This is a genomic window from Polynucleobacter sp. JS-JIR-5-A7, from assembly GCF_018687935.1.
Lineage (GTDB): Bacteria > Pseudomonadota > Gammaproteobacteria > Burkholderiales > Burkholderiaceae > Polynucleobacter.
In genome coordinates, this window is record NZ_CP061308.1 from 545,696 (window position 1) to 568,632 (window position 22,937).

Here is a 22,937-nt window from a genome sequence, read left to right on the forward strand (position 1 = left end):
ATTGAGTTGCGCCTTATTGTTTTGGTGAGTCTGAGAAGTTGATTGCATAATTAGGGTGCCTTGAGCTTATTTTTGGAGTTATAGAGGGTTGTCTTATGGAGCCGTTATCGGGTTTAAAAGTGATTGAGATGGGTCAGCTGATTGCTGGGCCATTTGCTGCTAAAACATTGGCTGACTTCGGCGCTGATGTAGTCAAGATTGAGCCACCCAAACTTGGGGATGCTTTGCGTAAGTGGCGTTTGTTAAAAGATGGCACCTCAATTTGGTGGCAAGTCCAATCTCGTAATAAGCGTTCTCTTTCCTTGGATTTAAAGCAGACAGAAGCGCAAGAGATTGTGAGAGCTCTGGTCAAAGAGTCCGATGTTCTCATCGAAAATTTTCGTCCTGGCACTTTAGAGGGCTGGGGCCTTGATCCGCAAGATTTGCTCAAAATTAATCCGCGCTTAATTGTTCTACGTATTAGTGGTTATGGCCAGACTGGTCCATATCGGGATAAGCCTGGCTTTGGTGTCGTTGCAGAAGCCATGGGTGGCTTACGTCATTTAACTGCTGAACCAGGTAGAGTCCCAGTGCGTGTTGGCATTAGCATTGGCGATACCTTGGCCTCTTTGCATGGTGTTATCGGAATTCTGTTAGCACTGCAAGAGCGCCATCAAAGTGGTGAAGGCCAAGTGATTGATATTGCTCTTTACGAGGCCGTCTTTAATTGTATGGAAAGCTTGCTGCCTGAATATAGTGCGTTTGGAGAGGTTAGGCAGGCTGCTGGTAGCGCATTGCCTGGGATTGCGCCCACTAACGCTTATCTTTGTGCGGACGGTGGTTATGTATTGGTTGCAGGCAATGGCGATAGTATCTTTAAAAGACTCATGAAGTTGATTGGTCGGGATGATTTAGGTAATGATCCGCAATTAGAAAATAATGAAGGTCGAGTTAAGCGGGTTGTAGAGCTTGACCAGGCGATTGGTGAATGGGCCAAAACCTTAACGACTGATAAAGCATTAGAAGCCCTAGATGCTGTAGCAGTGCCTGCCGGCAGAATTTATACCGTCGCCGATATTGCACAAGATCCACACTATAAAGCCCGTGGAAATATTGAAACTATTCAGATGCATGATGGTACTAAGGTTGACGTTCCAGGAGTCATTCCAAAGCTTTCTCGTACGCCAGGTTCTATCAGAACACTGGCACCAGATATCGGTCAAAATACCGATGAGATATTACAGGGCATTGGATTAAGTGATGCACAAATTGCTTCACTGAAAGAGCGTGGCGTCGCCTTCACTAAATAAATGCAAAACAAGCACAGAGAATAAATACAGATAACGATGACTAGAATTTACTTTAATGACGTAGTGACACGCGATGGCTTTCAGATAGAGCCCAACTTCATTCCGACTGATGACAAAGTTCGCTTAATCGATGAGCTTAGTCAATGTGGCTTTGCCAAAATCGAAGTGACTTCGTTTACTTCTCCTAAAGCGATTCCAATGCTCAGAGATGCCGAAGAGGTGATGGGTAGAATTAAGAGAGTTCCTAGTGTTGAGTACACAGTGCTCGTACCTAACCTTCGAGGTGCTGAGCGCGCCTTTGAATCAAAGGCTGACGAATTTAACCTAGTGATGTCTACCTCTGAGACCCATAACCTAGCCAATTTGCGTATGACACGCGAAAAGAGTTTTGCTGGCTTAGCTGAGGTGATCAAATATGTCGATGGTAGAACGCCGATCAACGTTTCTTTATCCACATCCTTTGGTTGCCCTATGGAGGGTGATGTGCCGCAGAAGGTTGTTGAAGGATTTGCGCAGCGCTTTGCTGATCTTGGCGTCCGTGGCCTCACGATTTGCGATACCACTGGTATGGCCAACCCTGCTCAAGTGATCAGTATGTCGGAGTCTATGCAAAAGTTATTCCCAGAGATGCAGGTCACGATGCATTTTCATAATACGAGAGGTATGGGCTTAGCCAATGTGCTGGCAGCAGTGCAATCAGGTATTACCAGATTTGATGGCTCGCTTGGTGGTCTTGGGGGTTGCCCATATGCACCTGGGGCTAGCGGCAATATATCAAGTGAAGATGCGATTCATATGCTAGATGCGATGGGTTATGACACCGGCATGAATATTCCAAACTTGTTAGCGATCGCTCGGGAGTTGCCTGCTATTGTTGGCCACACTGTTCCTGGACAAGTTGCTAAAGCAGGGCGTACTTGTGATTTGCATCAAGCGCCAGAGTATGTCAAAGAGCTGCGTCAGTAATAGATGTGGAGGGAAGATGATTGATCATTTAGACCATTTAGTTCTGACCACAGCAAATGAAACTGCTTGCATTGACTTCTATACCCGCGTGATGGGGATGACACTCGAATCTTTCATCGGCGGCACTCCGCCAGTTGAGCGTAAGGCTTTTAAATTCGGCAATCAAAAAATTAATTTGCACATCAAAGGCAAAGAGTTCGAGCCTAAAGCCAATATTCCAACTCCAGGAGCATTAGACCTTTGTTTTATTGCTGAGCGATCCTTAGGCGAGGTCATTGCAAAGCTTGAAAAAGAAGCTTGGCCCATTGTTGAAGGTCCTGTGATGCGTACGGGTGCCATTTCAAAAATCCATTCCATATATGTACGCGATCCCGATCTCAATCTCATTGAGATCAGTGAAATCTACTCAGGCTAAAGCTAAAGGATTACGACTTCTTCGTAGGCTTTCCTTTAGCGCTTGAAGTTTTCTTGGAGTTGCTCGTTGGTTTAGCTGAGGATTTCGCTAGTTTTGCTTTTGGTGGTTGATGATTGATAGGTACTGCACCCATTTTCTTGGCGGGCGCTGAGATAGCGCTCGATTTATGGGCACCGCTCCAACTGGGTTCTGATATCGAGTTGAAGGCAGCGCGTAATTTTTCGCCCCAGAGCTGATGAATCATTTGGAAGTAGGGGTTTGATTCATCCATCGTTACCAGTTTGCTGGCTTTGAGAGAGTTCTTCTCGTATACCAAAAGATCTAGAGGTAAACCAACAGAAATATTACTATTCAGAGTTGAGTCCATTGAAATTAAGGCGCACTTTGTTGCTAAATTAAGCGGAGTAGAAAAATTCAGGACTCTATCGAGAATGGGTTTACCGTATTTGGATTCGCCAATCTGGAAGTAGCAAGTTTCTGGGGTGGCTTCAATAAAATTACCAGCAGAATAAATATTAAAGAGACGCGGCCTCTCTCCTTTGACTTGACCGCCAAAAATGAGGTTGCAGTTGAAGTCAATGCCTGCTTTTTCAAGGGCTACATGATCACGTTCATACACCTGTTTGATGGCATCGCCAATCACTGCTGCTGCATCATGCGTATTTTCAGCAGTCCAAAGATTTTTGCCATTCAGCAGTTGACCTTGCAGGAGTATTTCTTTGACGGCTTGGGTAATTGCAAGATTGCCAGCACTCATTAAGGCAAAGAAACGATCATTGTCCTTTTGGAACAAAGTCATTTTCCTGAATGTACCAATTTGATCTACCCCAGCATTGGTGCGGGTGTCGGATAAAAAGACTAGACCATCTTTGAGGCAAAGCCCAACGCAATATGTCATATACCCATATCCTCTTAATAATTATCTAGGATTATCTCTTAAATATCGATCAGGATTTAGGGTAGCTGCTGAATCGAGATGTTTGCGCTGAGCTCCTCGCCGCCCCCACCGGTACGAACACCTTTGACTGGTGCTGCGGAATAATAGTCGCGACCAATCGCTAGGCGTATATGGCGCGCATCAATCAGGCAGGCGTGGGTAATATCGACACTAGTCCAGATCCCTTTTTCAATATCGCTGCAAAAATCGATCCAAGCATGGCTAGCCAAATTGGGGGATTCTTCGGCAAAGAAGTAGCCACTGACGTATCTCGCAGGAATCTGCGCAGCCCTGCATAGGCTCAGCATGACATGAGCATGATCTTGGCAAACGCCGGATTTTAGGGCAAAGGATTGGGCAGCAGTAGTGGCAAAGGTCGTTTGACCTGGAACATACCCAATTGCTTGTTGAACCGCAGTAGCCAATTTTAAAACCTCATCCACCGAATTTTTCTTGGGCAGACTTGATGCAAAGTAGCCCAGCATTTCATCTGTGGGTTCAGTGAGATTGGTTTGCTGCAGCAGATAATAAGGGGAGACCGCTCTTGCATCATCCTTAAACTCAAAGGCATCTTGGGTATGCACTTCACCCTCCGCTTCAATCATCATGGACGTATAAGGCGATTCCTGCACAAATACACTATAGAAGTTGCCAAAGGTATCGATGGAGCTTGATGCCTTAATGGGCGTACTGATTTTCCACTTATCGATTTGCTGGCCTGAAGTCGTCGGGGGTGTCAGACGCAGCTCTTGAATGGAATAGCGCACTGGTGTTTCATAGCGATACTCAGTGCGATGACGAATTTTCAGATGCATATATTCTTTACGAAGTCTTAGGCAACAGCCAATGGGATGAGATAAGCGTTGCTAAACTCATCGGCAATATGGTTGATGCGCTCAAGGAAGACTTCAATAAACTCTTCAAGACCTTGTTCAAAGACTTCATCAATGTCTGAGTAATCTAAGCTTGCTTTGAGTTTACCCAGTAAGCGTTCAATTTCTTTGGATTGTTGATTCTTCACTTCAGAAACTAAAGGAATTAATTCATTAACACAGCAAACTAATGAACGTGGCATTTGTTTATTAAAAATCAAGAGTTGAGCAACTTGCTTTGGAGTAACTTGATCAGAATAGATCTGACGGTAGATCTCAAATGCAGAGACTGAGCGCAGTAGAGCGGCCCAATGATAAAAATCAAAGAATGCACCATCTGAACTATCATCGGGATTCTTTTGAGTGCTCAATACTTTGAGGGTGGCCTGATCCTCATATTTGGTTTCTAGAATACGACCAGTATTATCAGCGCGCTCTAGCAGAGTGCCAACGTTAATAAAGTAGAAAGCTTCATTCTTGAGCATCGTGCCGTGCATCACGCCTCTAAAAAGGTGGCAGCGATGTTTTACCCACTCTAATAATCTGCTGGGGTCGGCTTGATGTCTTGCCTCTAAGATGCGTTGGAGCTCAAGCCAGGTAGTATTTTGGGTTTCCCAAACTTCAGAAGTAATTTTGCCGCGAATCACACGAGCATTTTCACGAGCAGCGTATAAACAAGAAACAATGCTAGAAGGATTGCTGGTTTCATAAATCATGAAATCCAAAACATTTTCACGATTGACGACATCATATTTACTTAAGAAAGCATCTTCTAGCTTAGAGATGGTGAGCAACTTCTTCCAACTTTGCTCTAGAAATTCTGCTGGCTGTGGCAGTAGAGAAGTTTGGTGATTCACATCCAACATGCGAGCAGTATTTTCTGCGCGCTCTGTATAACGCGCCATCCAATATAAGCAGTCTGCAGTACGACTTAACATTTTTTGCTATCCCTCTTATTCTTCTAAGACCCAGGTATCTTTAGTGCCACCACCTTGGGAGGAGTTCACTACCAAAGAACCTTCTTTGAGGGCGACCCTAGTGAGGCCGCCCGGGACCATCTTGATCGTCTTTCCAGAGAGTACAAAAGGGCGTAAATCAATATGTCTGGGAGCAACACCCGATTCCACAAAGGTGGGGCAAGTAGAAAGTGCCAGCGTAGGTTGAGCAATGTATTTATCTGGATTAGCGATGAGATGGGTTCTAAATGCTTCAATCTCTGCTTTGGTAGAAGCTGGGCCAACTAACATGCCATAGCCACCAGCACCATGAGTCAGTTTGACTACTAACTTTTCCAAGTTGGCTAAGGTATACGCTAAATCATCTGTCTTGCGGCACTGGAAGGTAGGCACGTTATTCAGAATAGGTTTTTCACCGAGATAAAACTCAATCATTTCTGGAACGTATGGATAAATTGATTTGTCATCGGCAATACCGGTACCAATAGCGTTAGCTAAAGTGACATTGCCAGCGCGGTACGCAGACAGTAATCCTGCAACCCCAAGGGTCGAATCTGAGCGGAAGGCTAATGGATCTAAGAAGTCATCATCAACGCGCCGATAGATCACATCTACCCGCTCAGGTCCTTGAGTGGTGCGCATGAAGACTTGCTCATTCTTCACAAACAGGTCCTTACCTTCGACGAGTTCTACCCCCATTTGTTGGGCGAGATAGCTATGCTCAAAGTAAGCAGAGTTATACATGCCAGGGGTTAGTAGCACGACATTTGGTTTCTTAACATCATCCGGCTTAACAGACTTGAGGCATTCCAATAAGAGGTCGGGGTAGTGCTCTACGGGAGCAATACGATATTTTTGGAATAGGTCCGGGAAAAGACGCATCATCATCTTGCGATCTTCAACCATATAAGAAACGCCAGAAGGCACGCGCAAGTTATCTTCTAAAACGTAGAACTCACCTTCGCCTGCGCGCACGATATCAATACCAGCAATTTGTGCATAGATATCCCGTGGCACACTGACGTTACGCATCTCTGGGCGATATTGCGCATTATTAAAAATTTGCTCAGCGGGAACGATGCCAGCTTTGATGATGTCTTCATCGTGATAGACGTCATAAATAAAGCGATTGAGCGCTTTGACGCGTTGACGTAAACCTGCCTCAAGCTGATGCCATTCTTTGGCAGTGAAAATTCGGGGGATTTGATCAAATGGAATGGTTCTTTCAGAACCTAGATCATCTCCGTAGACGGCGAATGTGATGCCCACGCGCCTAAAGATCAGGTCAGCTTCAGCACGCTTAAGACCCATGAGCGTGTCGCTCTGTTGCTTTAACCAGTTATGAAAAACTTGGTAGTGAGGCCGTGCTTTGCCTGCGGCATCCAGCATTTCGTCAAAAGGCAATTTCATAGTTACCAAACTAATGCCTTTAAGAGTTATAAGCTTTGGGGTTTGAAGCAGCTTGGTGCTGTATTGCACTATATAAGTGCATGAAAGCGCGGATATTTGCCTTGAGGCCGTTCTACCCCAGTTTTTGGGCTTTTAAGCGTTTAAATCGCCTCTCGCGATTCGGCCTTTTTGAACTTCCCACTCTCGTTCCTTGGTAGCAGCACGCTTGTCATGTTGCTTTTTACCCCTAGCCAGACCGATTTCGCACTTCACATTGCCTTTGGAAAAGTGCAGATTGAGTGGTACGAGGGTATAACCCTTTTGCTCAACCTTACCGATCAATTTGCGGATCTCAATGGCATTTAGCAGAAGCTTTCGGGTGCGGGTGCTGTCTGGAACGATATGGGTAGAGGCTGATAGCAGGGGGGTAATGTGGCAACCAATCAGAAAAAGCTCCGCCTTGCGAATGACGACATAGGCTTCTTTGACGTGCACGCGACCAGCTCGGATGGCTTTTACTTCCCAGCCCTCTAGCACTAGCCCTGCCTCAAAGCGCTCCTCGATAAAATAATCAAAGAAGGCTTTTTTGTTATCGACGATACTCATATTTATTTAGCTTCCAAGATCGATTATGGCAGACGTCTACAAGACCGTTTTAATTGGCCAATCAGCCGACCGAATGTATGGTTTGGTGACTGATGTAGCGCGTTACCCAGAGTTTTTACCTTGGTGTGGTGGGGTAGAAATTTTTGAGCAAACCGAAACTGTTTTGGATGCCAAAATCAATATCAATTTCAAGGGCATTAATCAGTACTTTCATACTCGCAATGTGAACCATCGCCCCGAGACCATTGATATGGTTTTTGTGGATGGGCCATTCAAACATTTTTCAGGACAGTGGAATTTCATTCCTTTGCGAGAAGATGCTTGTAAGGTGGAATTTAAGCTCCATTGGGAATTTAAGAGCGTGATTCTGGATAAGATCATTGGACCTGTGTTTGGACACATTGCAGGGACATTTGTGGATTGTTTTGTAAAGCGCGCAGAAGAGCTGTATGGCTAATCGCACGATGGAGATCTGGATTTGTGATGCTAGGCAAGGCAATCCGATACTCAGTCCTTTTCAACTGGTCCTCACCCCTACTGAAACCCCGACAGTGGGCTTGGCACTCCTAAAAGCTGGCTTAGTGGTGGATCAAGCAGACCCGGCTTTTGCTAGAAAGGGCTGTTACGGCGTTTTTGGAAAACGTAAGGAGTGGGATAGCCCAATTTATGCCGGAGATCGCTTAGAGCTCTACTCCCCCTTATTAATTGACCCTAAGGCGGTCCGGCGCAAAAAGGCAAACCAGAACCAGGACGCCAAATTCCAGGCAGCGGCAGCCAAAAGGAAGGCTAGGAGGCTATAATCTGTTTTTGTGACTAGGGGTTTTGCATGCGACTCATTCAAAAAGCACTCACTTTTGACGATGTGCTCCTCGTACCGGCCTATTCTGCGGTGCTCCCTCGAGATGCCAGCTTGGCAAGCAAGTTAACTCGGGATATTTCACTTAATACACCATTGGTGTCCGCTGCGATGGATACCGTCACAGAAGGTCGTTTAGCGATTGCCATGGCCAGTGAAGGTGGTATCGGCATTATTCATAAAAACCTCAAGCCTGCAGAACAGGCGCGTGAAGTGGCAAAAGTGAAGCGCTATGAATCTGGTGTTCTTCGGGATCCCATCACGATTGGTCCTGATGTCACTCTGCGTCAAGTGATTCAGCTTTCACGCGAACATGGTTTCTCTGGATTTCCTGTCTTGACCGGTAAAGAAGTGGTTGGAATCATTACCAACCGCGACTTACGGTTTGAAGAAGATTTGGATGCCCCTGTCAAAACCAAGATGACTCCGCGTGAGCGTTTGGTGACTGTTAAAGAAGGTTGCACACTCGAAGAAGCTAAGCGCTTGATGAGTCAGCATCGCCTAGAGCGTGTTTTAGTAGTCAATGATCAATTTGAATTACGCGGCTTGATCACAGTGAAAGATATTTTGAAAGCCACCGAGCATCCTAATGCGTGTAAGGATGGCGAGGGTAAGTTGCGGGTTGGTGCAGCCGTAGGGGTAGGTCCTGATAACGACGAGCGTATTGAGCTCTTAGTGCGCGCTGGTGTCGATGTCATTGTGGTGGATACTGCTCATGGCCATAGCCAAGGTGTTTTGGATCGTGTCAAATGGGTTAAGAAAAATTACCCCCATGTACAAGTAATCGGCGGCAATATTGCTACCGGTGAAGCTGCTAAAGCATTGGCCGATCATGGTGCTGATGGCGTGAAAGTTGGTATTGGTCCTGGCTCCATTTGTACGACACGGATTGTTGCGGGTGTAGGCGTTCCTCAAATTACAGCGATTGTGAATGTGGCTACTGCATTAAAAGGTACGGGCATTCCTTTGATTGCTGACGGCGGCGTCCGTTACTCTGGTGATGTGGCTAAAGCGTTAGCAGCTGGCGCCAGTTCTGTGATGATGGGCGGTATGTTTGCCGGTACTGAAGAAGCTCCTGGCGAAGTATTTCTGTACCAAGGACGTTCCTACAAGAGTTATCGTGGCATGGGTTCTTTGGGTGCAATGGCCGATGGCTCTGCTGATCGATACTTCCAGAGTGATATTGTTGCCAATGCTGAGAAGCTCGTACCTGAAGGTATTGAAGGCCAAGTGCCGTATAAGGGGAGTGTGCTTGCAATCTTGCATCAGCTCACTGGCGGTATTCGTTCTTCCATGGGTTACCTTGGGTGCAAGACGATTGCCGAGCTTCATGAAAAAGCCAATTTTGTGGAAATTACATCAGCTGGTGTGCGCGAGTCACACGTACATGATGTGAAGATCACCAAGGAAGCACCAAATTACCACATTGATTAATAACTAAATAAAAGCTGAAATTAAGGCTGAATTAAAGACTGATTCTTTCGTGCACGACAAAATACTGATTCTCGACTTTGGTTCACAAGTAACTCAATTAATTGCTAGGCGTGTGCGTGATGCCCGCGTGTATTCAGAGATTCACCCCTACGATTGCGATCCAGAATTCATTCGCAAATTTATTCAAGAGCAGGGTGGCAAAGGCATCATTCTCTCTGGCGGTCCTAGCTCAGTGACCGAAGATGGTAGTCCGCGTGCTCCACAAATCGTATTTGAATTAGGCGTTCCCGTTTTAGGGATTTGCTATGGCATGCAGACCATGGCAACCCAATTGGGAGGTGCAGTTGCTTCAGCTGAGTCATTGGGTAAGGCACGTGAGTTTGGTTACTCAGAAGTGCGCGCTCATGGCCACACTAACTTACTCAAGGGCATTCAGGATTTTTCTACCAGTGAAGGCCATGGCATTCTCAAGGTGTGGATGAGTCATGGTGATTCAGTAACCAACATGCCGCCATCTTTTCAATTGATGGCTTCCACTGAATCTTGCCCGATTGCGGGCATGGCTGATGAAGAGCGCCGCTTCTATGCATTTCAGTTTCACCCAGAAGTGACCCATACCATTCAAGGTGCCGCTATTCTTGAGCGCTTCGTGCATGAGATCTGCCAGTGCAAGCCTGATTGGGTCATGGGTGACTATATTGCCGAGGCGGTTGAGAATATTCGCAAGCAAGTGGGTAATGAAGAAGTTATCCTCGGTCTGTCTGGTGGTGTTGACTCGAGTGTTGCTGCCGCTTTAATCCATCGTGCTATTGGCGATCAACTGACTTGCGTGTTTGTTGATCACGGCCTGCTTCGTTTGAACGAAGGTGACATGGTCATGGAAATGTTTGCGCGTAACCTGGGTGTTAAAGTCATTCGTGTCGATGCAAAAAATACTTTTATGGCTAAGTTAGCAGGTGTTTCTGATCCAGAAGCGAAGCGAAAAATCATCGGTAAAGAATTCGTTGAAATCTTCCAGACTGAGTCCGGCAAGATCAAAAATGCTCAGTGGTTAGCTCAGGGAACTATTTATCCGGACGTGATTGAGTCTGCCGGTAAAGGTAAGAAGGGCGCGCATACGATTAAGAGTCACCATAACGTTGGCGGCCTGCCTGAAGATATGCATCTCAAATTACTAGAGCCATTGCGTGAGTTATTTAAAGATGAGGTACGAGAGCTGGGCGTTGCTTTAGGTCTGCCACGTGAGATGGTCTATCGTCACCCTTTCCCGGGACCAGGTTTGGGTGTGCGCATTTTGGGTGAAGTCAAAGCAGAGTTTGCAGACTTGCTGCAACGCGCTGATGCGATCTTCATAGAAGAATTGCGCAGCACGATTGATGAAGCTAGCCAGAAGTCCTGGTATGACCTGACCAGCCAGGCTTTCGCCGTCTTCTTGCCGGTGAAATCGGTTGGTGTCATGGGTGATGGCAGAACTTATGAATATGTTGTGGCACTTCGAGCAGTGCAAACGCAAGACTTTATGACGGCCCATTGGGCTCACTTGCCACATGAGTTACTAGGCAAAGTTTCCAATCGCATCATCAATGAAGTGCGTGGCATCAATCGCGTTGTCTACGATATCAGCGGCAAACCACCGGCAACGATTGAGTGGGAATAGAAACTCACGATTGAGTCACTATCCAATCCGCTAAATACAGTATTTAACTTCCTTGAAATTTTTCCAACGACCCCCTTTTGTTCAGGGTTTAAAAGTGATGCTCGAATCATCTCCGGGGATTATTGCTTGGTCCTTGGTCACGAGCATTAGTTTGCTGGGCGCGGGACTGAGCCCGGTAAATACATTTTGGTTCAACATCCTCGTCTATGCAGGATCTTCGCAATTGGCGGTGATGCCATTGATCGCTGGAGATTATCCCTTTTGGACTGTTTGGCTGACTGCATTGATTGTGATGTCGCGTTTTGTTATTTTTAGCGCAGTCCTTCAACCTCACTTTAAACATTATTCTTTCTGGCAAAGACTGGGTATTGGGAGCTTAAACACCGATATGAGTTTCGCAAAATTTGTAGAAAAGTTTCCTTCGCCAGATAACCTTCAAGGGAGCCAAGTTGAGCTGCTCTATTTCATGGGAATGGTCCTAGCGCATTGGTTTTTTTGGCAGATAGGTGCATTAATTGCCATTTTTTTTGGGTCTTATATTCCGATCTCTTGGGGCCTTGGCTTTGCTGGACCGCTAGCATTGCTAGCCTTGATCATTCCTGCCATTAAACATAAAACTGCTGTTATCTCAGCATTAGCAGCTGCTGGCACTTGTATCTTAACTATCAATCTGCCGTATCGCTTAACGATTGTTTGCTCAGTGATTGCTGGTGTGATGGCTGCGGTATTGGTAGACAAACAATCTCAAAAGAGGAATGTATGAATACAGTGGACTTATGGATTGCTTTTTTTGGCTTGATGCTAGTGAGCATACTGAGTAGGGGCTCTATTCTTTTAGTGGGCTCAAAATTTCCCATTCCCAGAAGTATTCATGAGTTTTTGCGCTATGCACCTACTGCAGCTCTCATTGCCATTGTTCTTCCAGATGTGCTATTTGCAAAAGATCCGGCAACCCAACTATTTGAATTAAACCTGTATTCACCCCAACTATTTGGTGCAATTGGCGGAGTGATTGGGTTTTTAGTAACCAACAGCATCTTGGCAACCATATTATTGGGAATGACTTTTTTTACTCTTGCCAGATTTTTTATCTAAGCATTAACTAAATCTGCCTCAAGATACATTCTCACTAGGGCTTGTATAGAGTCCGCATGCATTTTCTCCATCACTCTTGCCTTGTGCACTTTGATCGTGGCATCAACCGTGCCTAGCTCAACAGCAATTTCTTTGTTTAATAAGCCTCTAACCAATAAAGAGCAAACCTCTTTTTCCCTTGGCGTTAGAGTGAGAAAACATTGTTTGATATCTAACTCTTTGGATAATTGAACCAGTTGTTGCTTATCTAGCTCAAGCGCCTTGCTCAAGGCAATTAATAGATCTTCGAGTTTGACTGGTTTAAATAAAAAATCTATCGCACCATTTTTAAGACTAGAAACAATTTGATGGGGATGACTTTGTCCGCTAATAAAAATAATAGGTGTTCTGCGACCCAGGGCTAACAATTGCTGCTGCAGTTCAACTCCAGACATATCAGGCATTTGCATATCCAAAAGAATCACTGCTGGAGAGATTGGGAGAGATTCTTTTAAAAAATTGATGCCAGATTGGTAATGATCTACGGTGTAGCCTACCTCGCTCAACATTCTGGAGAGTGAAATGCGCATTGAGTCATCGTCATCGATTATGAAAATGTGGCCAGATTTAGTCATAAAGAGAGGGTTTATATTTAGCTAATTAGGTCAATTTAAATCAAAGTATAGGCTGAGGATATTAGCCCTATAGCTAATCAGATCTCATCTTCTATGCCTTTGTTACAACAGCCCTTCATTGCAAGGATCCTCAAGCGGGGCCCCTTTTTAAGCGACATTTCAGTCTGCTATCTGTAATATTCAGTGATGGAAGTCGCTAATCAAATCTTTTTTATTGTTTTTTCGCTCATTGGCCTGGGATTATTTTTAAGCGCCTTGTATCAATATCGTGCCAATGAAAAAGGTGATTTCAGCATCTATTGGCCAATGAGTGTCGGCCTTTTTTCACTCTCTTCCTTTTGTTTTGGAATTGCCTTGTGGTTTCATCAGTTTTTTCTCACAATTGCAAATAGCTCATTTATTGTTTCAGTTCTCCTCCTGATATTTTTATATCGTTCATGGAATAAACGGCCTTTTACTAAGTTTCAAGCTTTGCTTGTATCAATTATTTCGATCTTTATTTTCTTTTTCTATGATTACTTGCGGGTAATTCCAGATACCTTTAAGCATCGCGTTGCCTTAATTACTATTACTCAAGAGCTATTTTTAATCTGGCAAATATGGGAGTTGAGGGAGTATTACAAAAAAGACCGAACAGTGGTTGTAAAGTGGCTTATTTTTTTATCAGTATTAACCTTATTCGGAGAAATTGTCAGAACTCTTTGGGTATTAATTGGTAGTACTCATACCAATTTCTTTTTATATGCCCAAGATGCAGTGGCTTTAACGCTTTTATGGATTGGCTATGGCAGTACGATATTGGTATATGTGGCTCTAGGCAGTTTTTATTTAGAAAAACAAATCACAAAAGAAAATCAAATTGCTAATACGCTTGAGAAAACAAGAGAAGAAAACGAGAAAATCATCGAGCTCTTAAAAGAAAAAGAGCGTTTGATTTATGGGTTGATGAAAGCCAATAAAACGGCCGCTACTGGTGCCTTATCGGCATCAATTGCTCATGAACTCAATCAACCTCTTGCAGCATCTAATCTGAATATCCAGTTTCTCAAAATGAAATTAGAAAAAGGAGTCCTCAATCCGGAGTTGGGTAAAGAAATTTTAGATTCCTTGGAAGAGGATAACAAGCGAGCCGCTACGATTGTCAAATCTTTAAGGTCAATATTTACTGAGGGTGATTTGAATGCTCAGGATGTTCAATTAGGCGATTCCATTTCTAAGGTACTAGATATTGTGAGGCCAGAGCTAAAGTCAAAGAATATCCAAATTCAGTTAAAGGTAGATGATGACTTAGCAGTGAAGGTTAACCCAGCTGAAATTGAGCAAGTGATATTGAATCTTGTGAACAATGCCACGCAGGCTTTGGCTAATTCAGGAACACTCCAGCGTCGTATTGCTATAGAGGCCATGAGATCTGGCCATTCCGTCAAATTAAGCATTTCTGATAATGGCGGGGGCGTACCTACTGAATTTAAACCTCAACTATTTGAGCTGTTAAGTACCACCAAGCAGACTGGAATGGGTCTAGGCCTATGGCTTTGCAAGCACATTATCACTAGATATCGAGGTTCTATTCATTATGAGGATGCCTTTGGTAGCGGCGCACGATTCATTGTGGAGCTACCTCTCTCTCATTAGCCTCAGGGCTAATTGACTAGGACTACAGCGAGGGCGAACATAAGAGCCTACATTTGTATGGGTTTTTATGAACTTAGCAGAAATTCAATCCTTTAAGCAGATTGGCAGGCATCTTCGCAGTGTACGGGAGATACGGGGCCTGACATTGTCTGCAGCGGCCAGCACTTGTGGATTAAAAATTTTTGAGATCGTTCGCATAGAAAATGGAGAACTGTTGGGGTACCAGCAAGTGCCAGAGAATACCTTATCCAACGCCCAAATTTATGCTAAAGCCTTAGATATTGAATTGAGTGATTACAAGGAGCAACCTTGTGTTGAGCAAGCAAAAGTAAACGCCAATGTTTATGAAGGCGATATTCCCGTCTTTTTAAGAAAAAAATAATAATTCGGCATACCCGATCCTTACGGGTTTAACCACTTTGAGTGAAAACTTAAGGTGGTTTTTTATTTGAGCCACATTATTAATGATGGAAATAGTTATTGCTTATCTAAAATGCTAGCCCCGTGCCAAACAAGAGCTAAAAAGAGAAAGGCTTCAAAAGTATTTCGCCTTTAAAGCCCTCTACATCTTGGTGGGTCGGGCGATATTGACTGCGCCAAAAATTCGTTTTCAAACTCGCGCCTAACGGATTTAAAGACGTGAAATCGCTCTAAAACAGTAATTTAGACATTGGTCTAAACCTACCTAGAAAGTGACGTGAGATAAGTAGTAGAAAAACTCCTCTTTGGAAAGCTTAGCTAGTGAACCTAATATAACTTCAGTATGTTCACCAGCAATTGGTGAGGGCGAATCGTAATTACTAGGAGTGTTGCTAAATTTAATGGGAAATCCTGGAGCCGATGCGCTAACTGTGGATTTGGATAGCCGGTTGGTTAAGACTGAAATCATCTTTTGCTCTTGTAATTGTTTCCATTTTTGGCTCGTTTATTCTTTATGGGTTGAGTGATTGAGTGCCTCATAAATGGGGCTTTAATTGATGGTCCCTTTTAGATTGAGGGCTTATGGACATCCAAATTTTCTTCCTAAGAGGACTTGGCAAATAGACTGGTGGCCTGTCATTTTTCTTGTATATTAGAAACATATCAGATAAAAAATATGGAGATAGTAATGGCAATAAAAAGACGAGGTGCGCTTAAGCTTATATTGGGCTTTCTAGCAGGGTTTAGTTCTTTGCCATCTTGGAGTCAGGTTTGGCCGGATCGCTCAATAAAGTTTATTTTGGGGTATACGACTGGGGGCTCTAGCGATGCAACAGCTAGAATTATTGGCAGGCCGCTTGAGCAATTGATTAAGCAATCTGTCATTATTGATTACAAGCCTGGCGCAGGCGCATCAATTGGAGCGGAGTATGTTGCTAAAGCTTCACCGGATGGGTATACGATTGGATTGGAGGATACGGGTCCTCTTTGTATTGCGCCAAATTTACGTAAAGTCGCTTATGACCCACTAACTGATTTCACGCCCTTATCTTATGTTTGTACTACGGGCTTAGTATTAATTGTTAATCCAGACTTAGATGTGAAAAACGTTCAGGAACTCATTGTTTTAGCCAAAGCTAAGCCAGGTCAATTAAGCTATGCTAGCTCAGGGGTAGCCTCAGTACATCACCTTGCTGGCGAGCTATTTAAGTTTAAAGCTGGGATATCACTTTTGCATGTTCCATATAAAGGTGCTGGACCAGCAATGACTGACTTAATTGGCGGGCAGGTGCCGATTATGTTTGCGACGATTGGACCAGCATTGCAGATGATTGCTGCAGGAAAAGCGCGTCCATTGGGGGTTACTTCAATAACGCGTTCAGCATCAATACCAAATGTGCCAACAATTGCTGAGCAGGGCTTGAAAGGTTATGAGGCAGTACTCCGATTCATGGTAATGGGTCCCGCCAAGATGCCGCCTGCGATTACAAGCAAATTACAGGCAGACTATAAAACAGTCATTAGCGATTCAACTGTAGTCACCGAGCTGAAAAAACTTGGTAATGACGAAATTATGTACAAAACACCTACAGAAATTTTGACGCTCATTCAAGATGATTACCGCAAGTGGGGAGCATTGATTCGTGAAGCTAAGATAACGTTGGATAGCTAAAATGTCAGTAGAGGAGAAGTTATGGGACATACTCCTACGAAATAAGCGTAGTCGACTCGAACGCGCAAGTCATATTACCTCATCAAAAATTATTCCTCATGTTGACATAGTACGTTTATTTGAGGCCGTAATTGAGTCGGGAGATAAGATTTGCATTGAAGGGAATAATCAAAAGCATGCTGATTTTCTCTCTGAACAGCTTACTCTCATCGATCCAAAGAAGATCAATGGCTTACATATAGTGCAATCTAATATTGCACTATCTTCTCACTTGGATATTTTTGAAAAAGGAATAGCAAAAAAATTAGATTTTTGCTATTCAGGTGAGCAGGGTGTCCGACTTGGCAGACTTATCAAGGAGCATATCGTTGAGGTAGGTGCAATTCATACATATCTTGAGTTGTATAGCCGATATTTCGTAGACCTTACACCTAGGGTTTCAATGATTGCGGCACAAAGTGCTGATAAGCATGGCAATGTATACACTGGATTTAATACTGAGGATACGCCCCCTATTGTTGAAGCAACAGCTTTTAAAAATGGGCTAGTGATTGTTCAAGTAAATGAGCTAGTTGAAGAAGTTCCGAGGATTGATATTCCAAGTGATTGGATTTCTTTTGTTGTTAAGGCGCCTAGACCTCACTATATAGAACCAATATTCACCCGGGATCCTGCTTTGATTACCGAGGTTCAAATTCTGATGGCTATGATGGTTATCAAAGGCATCTATGAGCCCTATGGAATTAATCGCCTAAATCATGGCATTGGTTTTGATACTGCAGCAATTGAACTGATACTGCCAACTTATGGTGAATCACTTGGTCTTAGAGGTAAGATTTGTGAGTATATGAGCGTGAATCCTTGCCCCACCTTAATTCCGGCTATTGAGTCAGGATTCGTTAAGAATATACATTGTGCTGGCTCGGAATTGGGGATGGAAGATTACATTACAGCTCGTCCCGACATTTTCTTTAACGGTCCCGATGGTTCAATGCGATCGAACCGAGCTTTTTGTCAGCTGGCAGGTCACTATGCCGATTTATTTATTGGCTCAACCTTACAGATTGATGTAGAAGGTAATTCATCCACTGCAACATTGAATCGAATTGCTGGTTTTGGAGGCGCTCCTAATTTTGGCTCCGATTCAAGAGCAAGGCGACATTCTAGTAAAGCCTGGTTAATGGCCGGTAAAGAAAGTATGAAGCCAGAGAACTCAACGATGCCTCGTGGTAGGAAATTAGTAGTGCAAATCGTGGAGACATTCAAAGAAAAAATGCAACCTACTTTTGTAGAGCGACTAGATGCTTGGCAGCTCATGGATGATTTTCAATTAGACTTGCCGCCTGTTATGGTTTATGGTGATGACATTACACATCTCGTGACCGAGGAGGGTATTGCACATCTTCATAAGTGTAAAAATCTGCAAGAAAGAGAGCAGGCAATTCGGGGTGTCGCTGGATACACTCCAGTTGGTTTAAAGCGCAATGAAAGCCAAGTAGGGGCATTGATTGCCAGAGGCATTATTCAGCGCCCTCAAGAGTTAGGAATTGATCCACGCATGGCTACTCGAAATTTATTAGCTGCTCGTTCAATTAAAGATTTGGTGAATTGGTCTGACGGCCTCTATAGACCCCCTAAACGATTTAGGAATTGGTAAATATGGAACTATTAAATTATGAATTTGGCCCCTGGGAGATCGTTAGAACCCCAAAAAATAAGACCTCAATTATTGTTGGCGTTGTAGGGTCAGGCAACTTAGAGGTTTTATTGGAGGTTGCCGAAATCAATGGAAAAAGTAAGGTTTGTGTTGAAACCTCAGTCAATGGATTTTCTGAAACATGGCAAGCTGTCCTACGGGATTTTACAAATCAATATCAATTCTCCAATACTTTAATCACGATTAATGATGGTGGCGCAACACCGGCGGTAGTTCAGCTGAGATTGATGCAAGCAGCACAGCAGTGGAGAAGCCATTATGAAGATTGAAAATACTATTGGTATCAGGGAATCCACTGCTCGTCAGCGAGTACTTTCAATATTAGATAACGATACATTCAAAGAGTATTTACCTCCATCCGACAGGGTATTTAGTCCGCACTTAAAGAGTTTGGGTATGCCAGTTTCATTTGATGATGGAGTCATCATTGGAGAGGGGACTATTGGCGGTCAAACTATCTATATTGCCGCCCAAGAGCCAGGTTTTATGGGTGGTGCAGTGGGCGAAGTACATGGCGCCAAGTTAACGGGGTTGCTTGAGAGATCTGCAATTCGGAAGCCAGCTGCTGTTGTATTGCTATTTGATACAGGCGGCGTGCGTTTACATGAGGCGAATGCAGGATTGATAGCGATTTCTGAAATTCAAAGAGCGATGTTTAATGCTCGTAAAGCCGGAGTGCCCCTGATTGTTGTTTCAGCTGGAGCAAATGGTGTATACGGTGGCATTGGGATTATTTCTCGCTGTTGTGACTATATTGTGATAACCGAAGAGGGGCGTCTCTCTGTTTCTGGCCCTGAAGTGATTGAGTCGCAAAAAGGTGTGGAAGAGTTTGACGCTAGAGACCGTGCGCTAGTTTGGCGGACTATGGGTGGTAAACACCGCTATCTAATAGATGAGGCGCAAACTTTTGTAAAGGATAGTGTTGAGGATATTCGGAATGCTTTGTTGCCATATTTTAAGAAGCCTATTCCAATCAATCTTGACTCTGTGATAGATGAGCATCAACAGTTAGGTGAGCGCTTAAGAAAATATGGCAAGGCCAATGATGCCCTAGATATTTGGAAAGATATGGGTATCGCCAATCCTGCGAGTATTCCTTCTTTGGATTTTGATGCTTTTATGAAAATTGCAAATCAAGTGCGAGAAAATGGATAAGATCGATCAAGTTTGTAGCAAAGTATTTCCTTTGGGTTATAAGATCTCTATCCATGGCGACTTGGTATCGGGCAGAGCCAATACATCCAAGGAAGAGGTTGCACTCATTGGAACCTTAAATCAGGCGGCCATAGGGGTTGATTTAGCTTTTGAATTAGCAGGCAAAGTCTTGGATGTAGTTAAGCACCACCCCAGAATGCCCATCATTATTTTGGTAGATACTCAAGGGCAGAAATTGTCGCGACGCGATGAATTGCTTGGTAATGCTGGGTATCTTTCTCATCTTTCAAAATGTTTTGAGGTAGCAAGAGATCGCAGCCATAGAATCATTAGTATTATCTACAACGAGGCGGTTAGCGGGGGGTATCTTGCGCTAGGAATGATTGCTGATCAGTCCTTTGCACTCTCGGATGCTCAGATTCGGGTGATGGCGTTACCAGCAATGTCGCGGATTACGCAAATTCCTTTGGAGAGATTGGAGGAGTTGTGTAAAAGCTCCTCTATTTTTGGCCCTGGTGTTGAAAACTATGTTGCACTGGGAGCTCTTGAGAAGATTGACGATGCCCATTTGGCATCTTTAATTGAGGTTGCAATCAGCAATCAATCGAACTCTGATGACAGAGCTAAACTGGGGCATGAAAGAGGCGGAAGAAATAAGGCCTATACCGTGATTGAATCAATCATTCAGACTTGATGCTCGGTTGGAATGAATAAGCTCATACGCTGGCGGCATCGTCGAATTTGGGTTGAGCCTAGTAGCATCGGTTCAATCAGGGGTCTTAGTGAACTTCCTATCGATGAGCGTCAATTTCTTGAGAACTGGATCATATCTGGCAAGCCTTTAGTAGGAAGGGCTATAAACCCCTGTGATGAGACTGGTAAAAATCTCTTACCGCTGGGCTTAATGCTGCATCTTGCGGGATCATCAAAAAAGCGTCTTAATCTTCAGATAGATTCCTCATTGATTCTAAAAGTGGATGAACCCTTAAGCATTAAAACGGTAATGGAGGCCCTTCCATTAAATATCGCGGTAAAGGTAAATAGTATGCTTAGTGGGTTGGCAGACTACCCAATTCAGATTAAGGTATTTGGTTCTGTATTTTGGAGTTACGAAGGTAAGCAGAATTACATGACTGAAAATTCAGATATTGATCTCTTAATTTCATTTACTCAAAACTGTAATCTCTCTACATTATCAAAAACATTATGTCACCTATCTAATGAAATTGACTTACGTTTGGATGGTGAGTTCGAATTCATTAATGGAAATTCTGTAAGCTGGCGAGAGTTTGCGAGCAAGGCAACTGAGTTGCTTGTGAAAACAGACTCAGGTCCCAAACTCATGGCTAGACATCGGATGATGGAGGAATTCAATGTTCTCTAGTAATGTTGATAGTCTTATTGAAAGCAAACGGCTACCCTCAGAGCAGGATACTTTGCATTTTCTTAGAAGAATTCGTAACTGTGCAGTGAAATCACTATGGTATGAGCTGATTACTTATCCTAAACCTGGCCTTGTTAGTTTGGTGGATTCTGGTAGCCACCAAGATATGGATGCGAGTACTTTTTATTCGAGCATCGTGTCTTTACGCCATTATTTTTTCCATATCGCCAGCCTGGGTTTGGAGGGCGCCAATTTTGAATTACTGCGTTCATCTGGTTTGGCTGCTGAATCTAGGATGTTGGATGCAACTGGTGGAGTGAATACCCATCGCGGAGCAATCTTTAATTTAGGAATGCTGGCTGCAGCAGCTGCATATCGATATATGTATTCCGATACGTGCCGTAGCTTAGGTGAAATTACAGTGCAAACTTGGGGTAAGGAGCTTGCCTTGCATCATCGTAAGGCAGGTAGTCATGGGGACAGAGTGGCATCAATGTATCACGTTGGTGGTGCAATTGAGGAAGCGTTATCTGGCTACCCATCAGTCTATCAGTTAGGCCTGCCTGTATATCGCAATATTCTTGCGCAGACTTCAAGTCACGAACTAGCTTGCATACAAACTTTCTTTACGCTCCTTGCGAACGTGCAAGATACTAACCTACTTCATAGGGGTGGATGGGATGGCTTAAAAAAAGCCCAAGACTTATCTGAGGCCTTCTTGGATATCGGTGGTATCTATGCGAATGACTGGGATATGAGGGCATTGAGCGTCCATCAAAAATTGATAGAATTAAATTTAAGCCCAGGCGGTAGTGCAGATTTATTAAGTGCCTGCCTCTTTATTCATAACATTGAAGCCGATGAATAAGTTTGCCATCGTTTGCTCTGGCCAAGGTTCTTTAGATTCAGGAGTGTTTGCATTTTCTAGACAAGCTCCTCAGGTTGATGAGGTCATTGATGCCTTCTCTAATGAATTTCATTGGGACATGCTCTCTATAGAGGATGGCAAATTGAACTTAACATCGAATCAATTTTCACAACCTCTGACGATCGCTACAGCCTTGGCCAATTGGGAGGCAATTAGAGATGGTCTACCTAGGCCAAGTTATGTTGCCGGCTATAGTGCTGGAGAGGTAAGCGCCTTAGGTTGTTCCGGGGCAATTGATCTTAAGTCCGTAGCAAAGCTATGTAGATTACGTTGTGAAGCAATGCAAAACTTTGCTCCTGTTGATAGTGGAATGTTGGCTGTGAGAGGAATCTCAAAATTAGCATTGTTGAAGCATCTTAACAACTCAAATTCTTATATTGCAATTTATAACGAGGATGATCACTTTGTTATCGCTGGATCCTTTAAGGAGATGGAGTTCTATGAGAAATTGCTAGGAGAGTCTGGGGTCTGGGTTAAAAGGCTCCTTGTTTCAATACCTTCCCATACACCACACATGCTAAAAGCTACGGCGCAACTCCGGATGGAAGTAGCTGCTCTAAATTTGGGTGATCAAAAGATGAGTATTCCAGTGGTTCAAGGGATTAATGGTTTGATTACCAATGACTTGACCTCAGGAGTAGATTCTATGGCTAGAGCTGTTTCAGAACCTGTCCAGTGGCAGCAATGTATGCAGACCCTGGTAGATTCTGGGGTGTCTGTTGTACTGGAGTTGGGCCCTGGAGGTAGCCTGTCTAAGATGATTTCAGGGATTTATCCTGCGATTTCAGCACGCTCAGTCTTTGATTTTCGTACCCCCCAAGGTCTTCAAAGCTGGGTTTTTCGTGAACTCGAGGCTTGAGCGCTTGGAATTAGGGAAACCCCCATCATTTGCTCTCGATAAAGTCTGACATTTCTCTAGTATATTAGTGACATATATGTT

The 22,937-nt window shown here is 43.9% G+C and carries 25 protein-coding genes; 19 read left to right on the plus strand and 6 right to left on the minus strand.

What is annotated here, in order from left to right; genetic code table 11:
* The first annotated feature begins 95 nt into the window (after positions 1-95).
* Genes AOC29_RS02865 through AOC29_RS02875 form a run of 3 tightly spaced genes read left to right on the plus strand, consistent with a single transcriptional unit; the run spans position 96 to position 2,670 of the window.
* The gene (locus AOC29_RS02865) at positions 96-1,289 is read left to right on the plus strand and encodes a CaiB/BaiF CoA-transferase family protein (RefSeq protein ID WP_215296540.1); all 1,194 of its coding nucleotides are present in this window, start codon (positions 96-98) and stop codon (positions 1,287-1,289) included.
* Between the two features lie 36 nt (positions 1,290-1,325).
* The gene (locus AOC29_RS02870; RefSeq protein WP_215296541.1) at positions 1,326-2,255 is read left to right on the plus strand and encodes a hydroxymethylglutaryl-CoA lyase; all 930 of its coding nucleotides are present in this window, start codon (positions 1,326-1,328) and stop codon (positions 2,253-2,255) included.
* A gap of 16 nt (positions 2,256-2,271) precedes the next feature.
* A complete protein-coding gene (locus AOC29_RS02875; protein WP_215296542.1) occupies positions 2,272-2,670 on the plus strand; it encodes a VOC family protein in 399 nt (132 codons plus the stop codon).
* Between the two features lie 10 nt (positions 2,671-2,680).
* Here AOC29_RS02875 and AOC29_RS02880 read toward each other — a convergent pair whose 3' ends face one another.
* From AOC29_RS02880 to smpB, 5 genes are all read right to left on the minus strand, one after another.
* Complete coding sequence (locus tag AOC29_RS02880; RefSeq protein WP_215296543.1) at positions 2,681-3,568, minus strand: peptidase; 888 nt, start codon at positions 3,566-3,568, stop codon at positions 2,681-2,683.
* 56 nt (positions 3,569-3,624) lie between these two features.
* Entirely contained in the window at positions 3,625-4,422 is a 798-nt protein-coding gene (locus AOC29_RS02885; RefSeq protein WP_215296544.1) for a transglutaminase family protein, read from the minus strand.
* Between the two features lie 17 nt (positions 4,423-4,439).
* A complete protein-coding gene (locus AOC29_RS02890) occupies positions 4,440-5,417 on the minus strand; it encodes an alpha-E domain-containing protein (RefSeq protein ID WP_215296545.1) in 978 nt (325 codons plus the stop codon).
* Positions 5,418-5,432: 15 nt separating this feature from the next.
* A complete protein-coding gene (locus AOC29_RS02895; protein ID WP_215296546.1) occupies positions 5,433-6,845 on the minus strand; it encodes a circularly permuted type 2 ATP-grasp protein in 1,413 nt (470 codons plus the stop codon).
* A 132-nt stretch (positions 6,846-6,977) separates the two neighbouring features.
* Complete coding sequence (smpB, locus tag AOC29_RS02900) at positions 6,978-7,430, minus strand: SsrA-binding protein SmpB (RefSeq protein WP_071465370.1); 453 nt, start codon at positions 7,428-7,430, stop codon at positions 6,978-6,980.
* Between the two features lie 25 nt (positions 7,431-7,455).
* On the opposite strand from smpB, the gene AOC29_RS02905 reads away from it, so the two are divergent.
* From AOC29_RS02905 to AOC29_RS02930, 6 genes are all read left to right on the plus strand, one after another.
* Entirely contained in the window at positions 7,456-7,887 is a 432-nt protein-coding gene (locus AOC29_RS02905) for a type II toxin-antitoxin system RatA family toxin (RefSeq protein WP_215296547.1), read from the plus strand.
* Positions 7,880-8,230 (plus strand): RnfH family protein, encoded by a 351-nt coding sequence (locus AOC29_RS02910; RefSeq protein WP_215296548.1) that lies wholly within the window; start codon positions 7,880-7,882, stop codon positions 8,228-8,230. The genes AOC29_RS02905 and AOC29_RS02910 overlap by 8 nt, the downstream gene beginning before the upstream one ends.
* 26 nt (positions 8,231-8,256) lie before the next feature.
* Entirely contained in the window at positions 8,257-9,720 is a 1,464-nt protein-coding gene (guaB, locus tag AOC29_RS02915; RefSeq protein WP_215296549.1) for an IMP dehydrogenase, read from the plus strand.
* A gap of 49 nt (positions 9,721-9,769) precedes the next feature.
* Complete coding sequence (gene guaA, locus AOC29_RS02920; protein WP_215296550.1) at positions 9,770-11,377, plus strand: glutamine-hydrolyzing GMP synthase; 1,608 nt, start codon at positions 9,770-9,772, stop codon at positions 11,375-11,377.
* A gap of 97 nt (positions 11,378-11,474) precedes the next feature.
* The gene (locus AOC29_RS02925; protein WP_251370092.1) at positions 11,475-12,140 is read left to right on the plus strand and encodes an AzlC family ABC transporter permease; all 666 of its coding nucleotides are present in this window, start codon (positions 11,475-11,477) and stop codon (positions 12,138-12,140) included.
* Positions 12,137-12,472, plus strand: a complete 336-nt coding sequence (locus AOC29_RS02930) for an AzlD domain-containing protein (RefSeq protein ID WP_215296552.1) — start codon at positions 12,137-12,139, stop codon at positions 12,470-12,472. Before AOC29_RS02925 ends, AOC29_RS02930 begins: the two co-directional genes overlap by 4 nt.
* Here the strand turns inward: AOC29_RS02930 and AOC29_RS02935 are convergent.
* Positions 12,469-13,086 (minus strand): response regulator transcription factor, encoded by a 618-nt coding sequence (locus tag AOC29_RS02935; RefSeq protein WP_215296553.1) that lies wholly within the window; start codon positions 13,084-13,086, stop codon positions 12,469-12,471. The two genes, AOC29_RS02930 and AOC29_RS02935, sit on opposite strands and share 4 nt — an antisense overlap.
* A gap of 186 nt (positions 13,087-13,272) precedes the next feature.
* Between AOC29_RS02935 and AOC29_RS02940 the strand changes: the two genes are divergently transcribed.
* The 10 genes from AOC29_RS02940 to AOC29_RS02985 all read left to right on the plus strand — a co-directional run bounded on the left by AOC29_RS02940 (position 13,273) and on the right by AOC29_RS02985 (position 22,856).
* On the plus strand, positions 13,273-14,721 hold the full coding sequence (locus AOC29_RS02940; protein WP_215296554.1) for a sensor histidine kinase: 1,449 nt from the start codon (positions 13,273-13,275) through the stop codon (positions 14,719-14,721).
* Positions 14,722-14,788: 67 nt separating this feature from the next.
* Positions 14,789-15,103 (plus strand): RodZ family helix-turn-helix domain-containing protein, encoded by a 315-nt coding sequence (locus AOC29_RS02945; protein ID WP_215296555.1) that lies wholly within the window; start codon positions 14,789-14,791, stop codon positions 15,101-15,103.
* A gap of 726 nt (positions 15,104-15,829) precedes the next feature.
* Positions 15,830-16,813: a tripartite tricarboxylate transporter substrate binding protein gene (locus tag AOC29_RS02950; RefSeq protein WP_215296556.1), complete on the plus strand. Its 984-nt coding sequence runs from the start codon at positions 15,830-15,832 to the stop codon at positions 16,811-16,813.
* 1 nt (position 16,814) lies between these two features.
* A complete protein-coding gene (mdcA, locus tag AOC29_RS02955) occupies positions 16,815-18,470 on the plus strand; it encodes a malonate decarboxylase subunit alpha (protein WP_215296557.1) in 1,656 nt (551 codons plus the stop codon).
* Between the two features lie 2 nt (positions 18,471-18,472).
* Entirely contained in the window at positions 18,473-18,799 is a 327-nt protein-coding gene (mdcC, locus tag AOC29_RS02960; protein ID WP_215296558.1) for a malonate decarboxylase acyl carrier protein, read from the plus strand.
* Positions 18,789-19,685: a biotin-independent malonate decarboxylase subunit beta gene (locus tag AOC29_RS02965; RefSeq protein ID WP_215296559.1), complete on the plus strand. Its 897-nt coding sequence runs from the start codon at positions 18,789-18,791 to the stop codon at positions 19,683-19,685. The genes mdcC and AOC29_RS02965 overlap by 11 nt, the downstream gene beginning before the upstream one ends.
* Positions 19,678-20,379, plus strand: a complete 702-nt coding sequence (locus tag AOC29_RS02970) for a biotin-independent malonate decarboxylase subunit gamma (protein ID WP_215296560.1) — start codon at positions 19,678-19,680, stop codon at positions 20,377-20,379. Before AOC29_RS02965 ends, AOC29_RS02970 begins: the two co-directional genes overlap by 8 nt.
* Positions 20,380-20,391: 12 nt before the next feature.
* The gene (gene mdcG / locus AOC29_RS02975; protein WP_215296561.1) at positions 20,392-21,069 is read left to right on the plus strand and encodes a malonate decarboxylase holo-[acyl-carrier-protein] synthase; all 678 of its coding nucleotides are present in this window, start codon (positions 20,392-20,394) and stop codon (positions 21,067-21,069) included.
* Complete coding sequence (gene mdcB, locus AOC29_RS02980; protein WP_215296562.1) at positions 21,059-21,937, plus strand: triphosphoribosyl-dephospho-CoA synthase MdcB; 879 nt, start codon at positions 21,059-21,061, stop codon at positions 21,935-21,937. The genes mdcG and mdcB overlap by 11 nt, the downstream gene beginning before the upstream one ends.
* Positions 21,930-22,856 (plus strand): ACP S-malonyltransferase, encoded by a 927-nt coding sequence (locus AOC29_RS02985; protein ID WP_215296563.1) that lies wholly within the window; start codon positions 21,930-21,932, stop codon positions 22,854-22,856. Before mdcB ends, AOC29_RS02985 begins: the two co-directional genes overlap by 8 nt.
* The last annotated feature ends 81 nt before the right edge of the window (positions 22,857-22,937 follow it).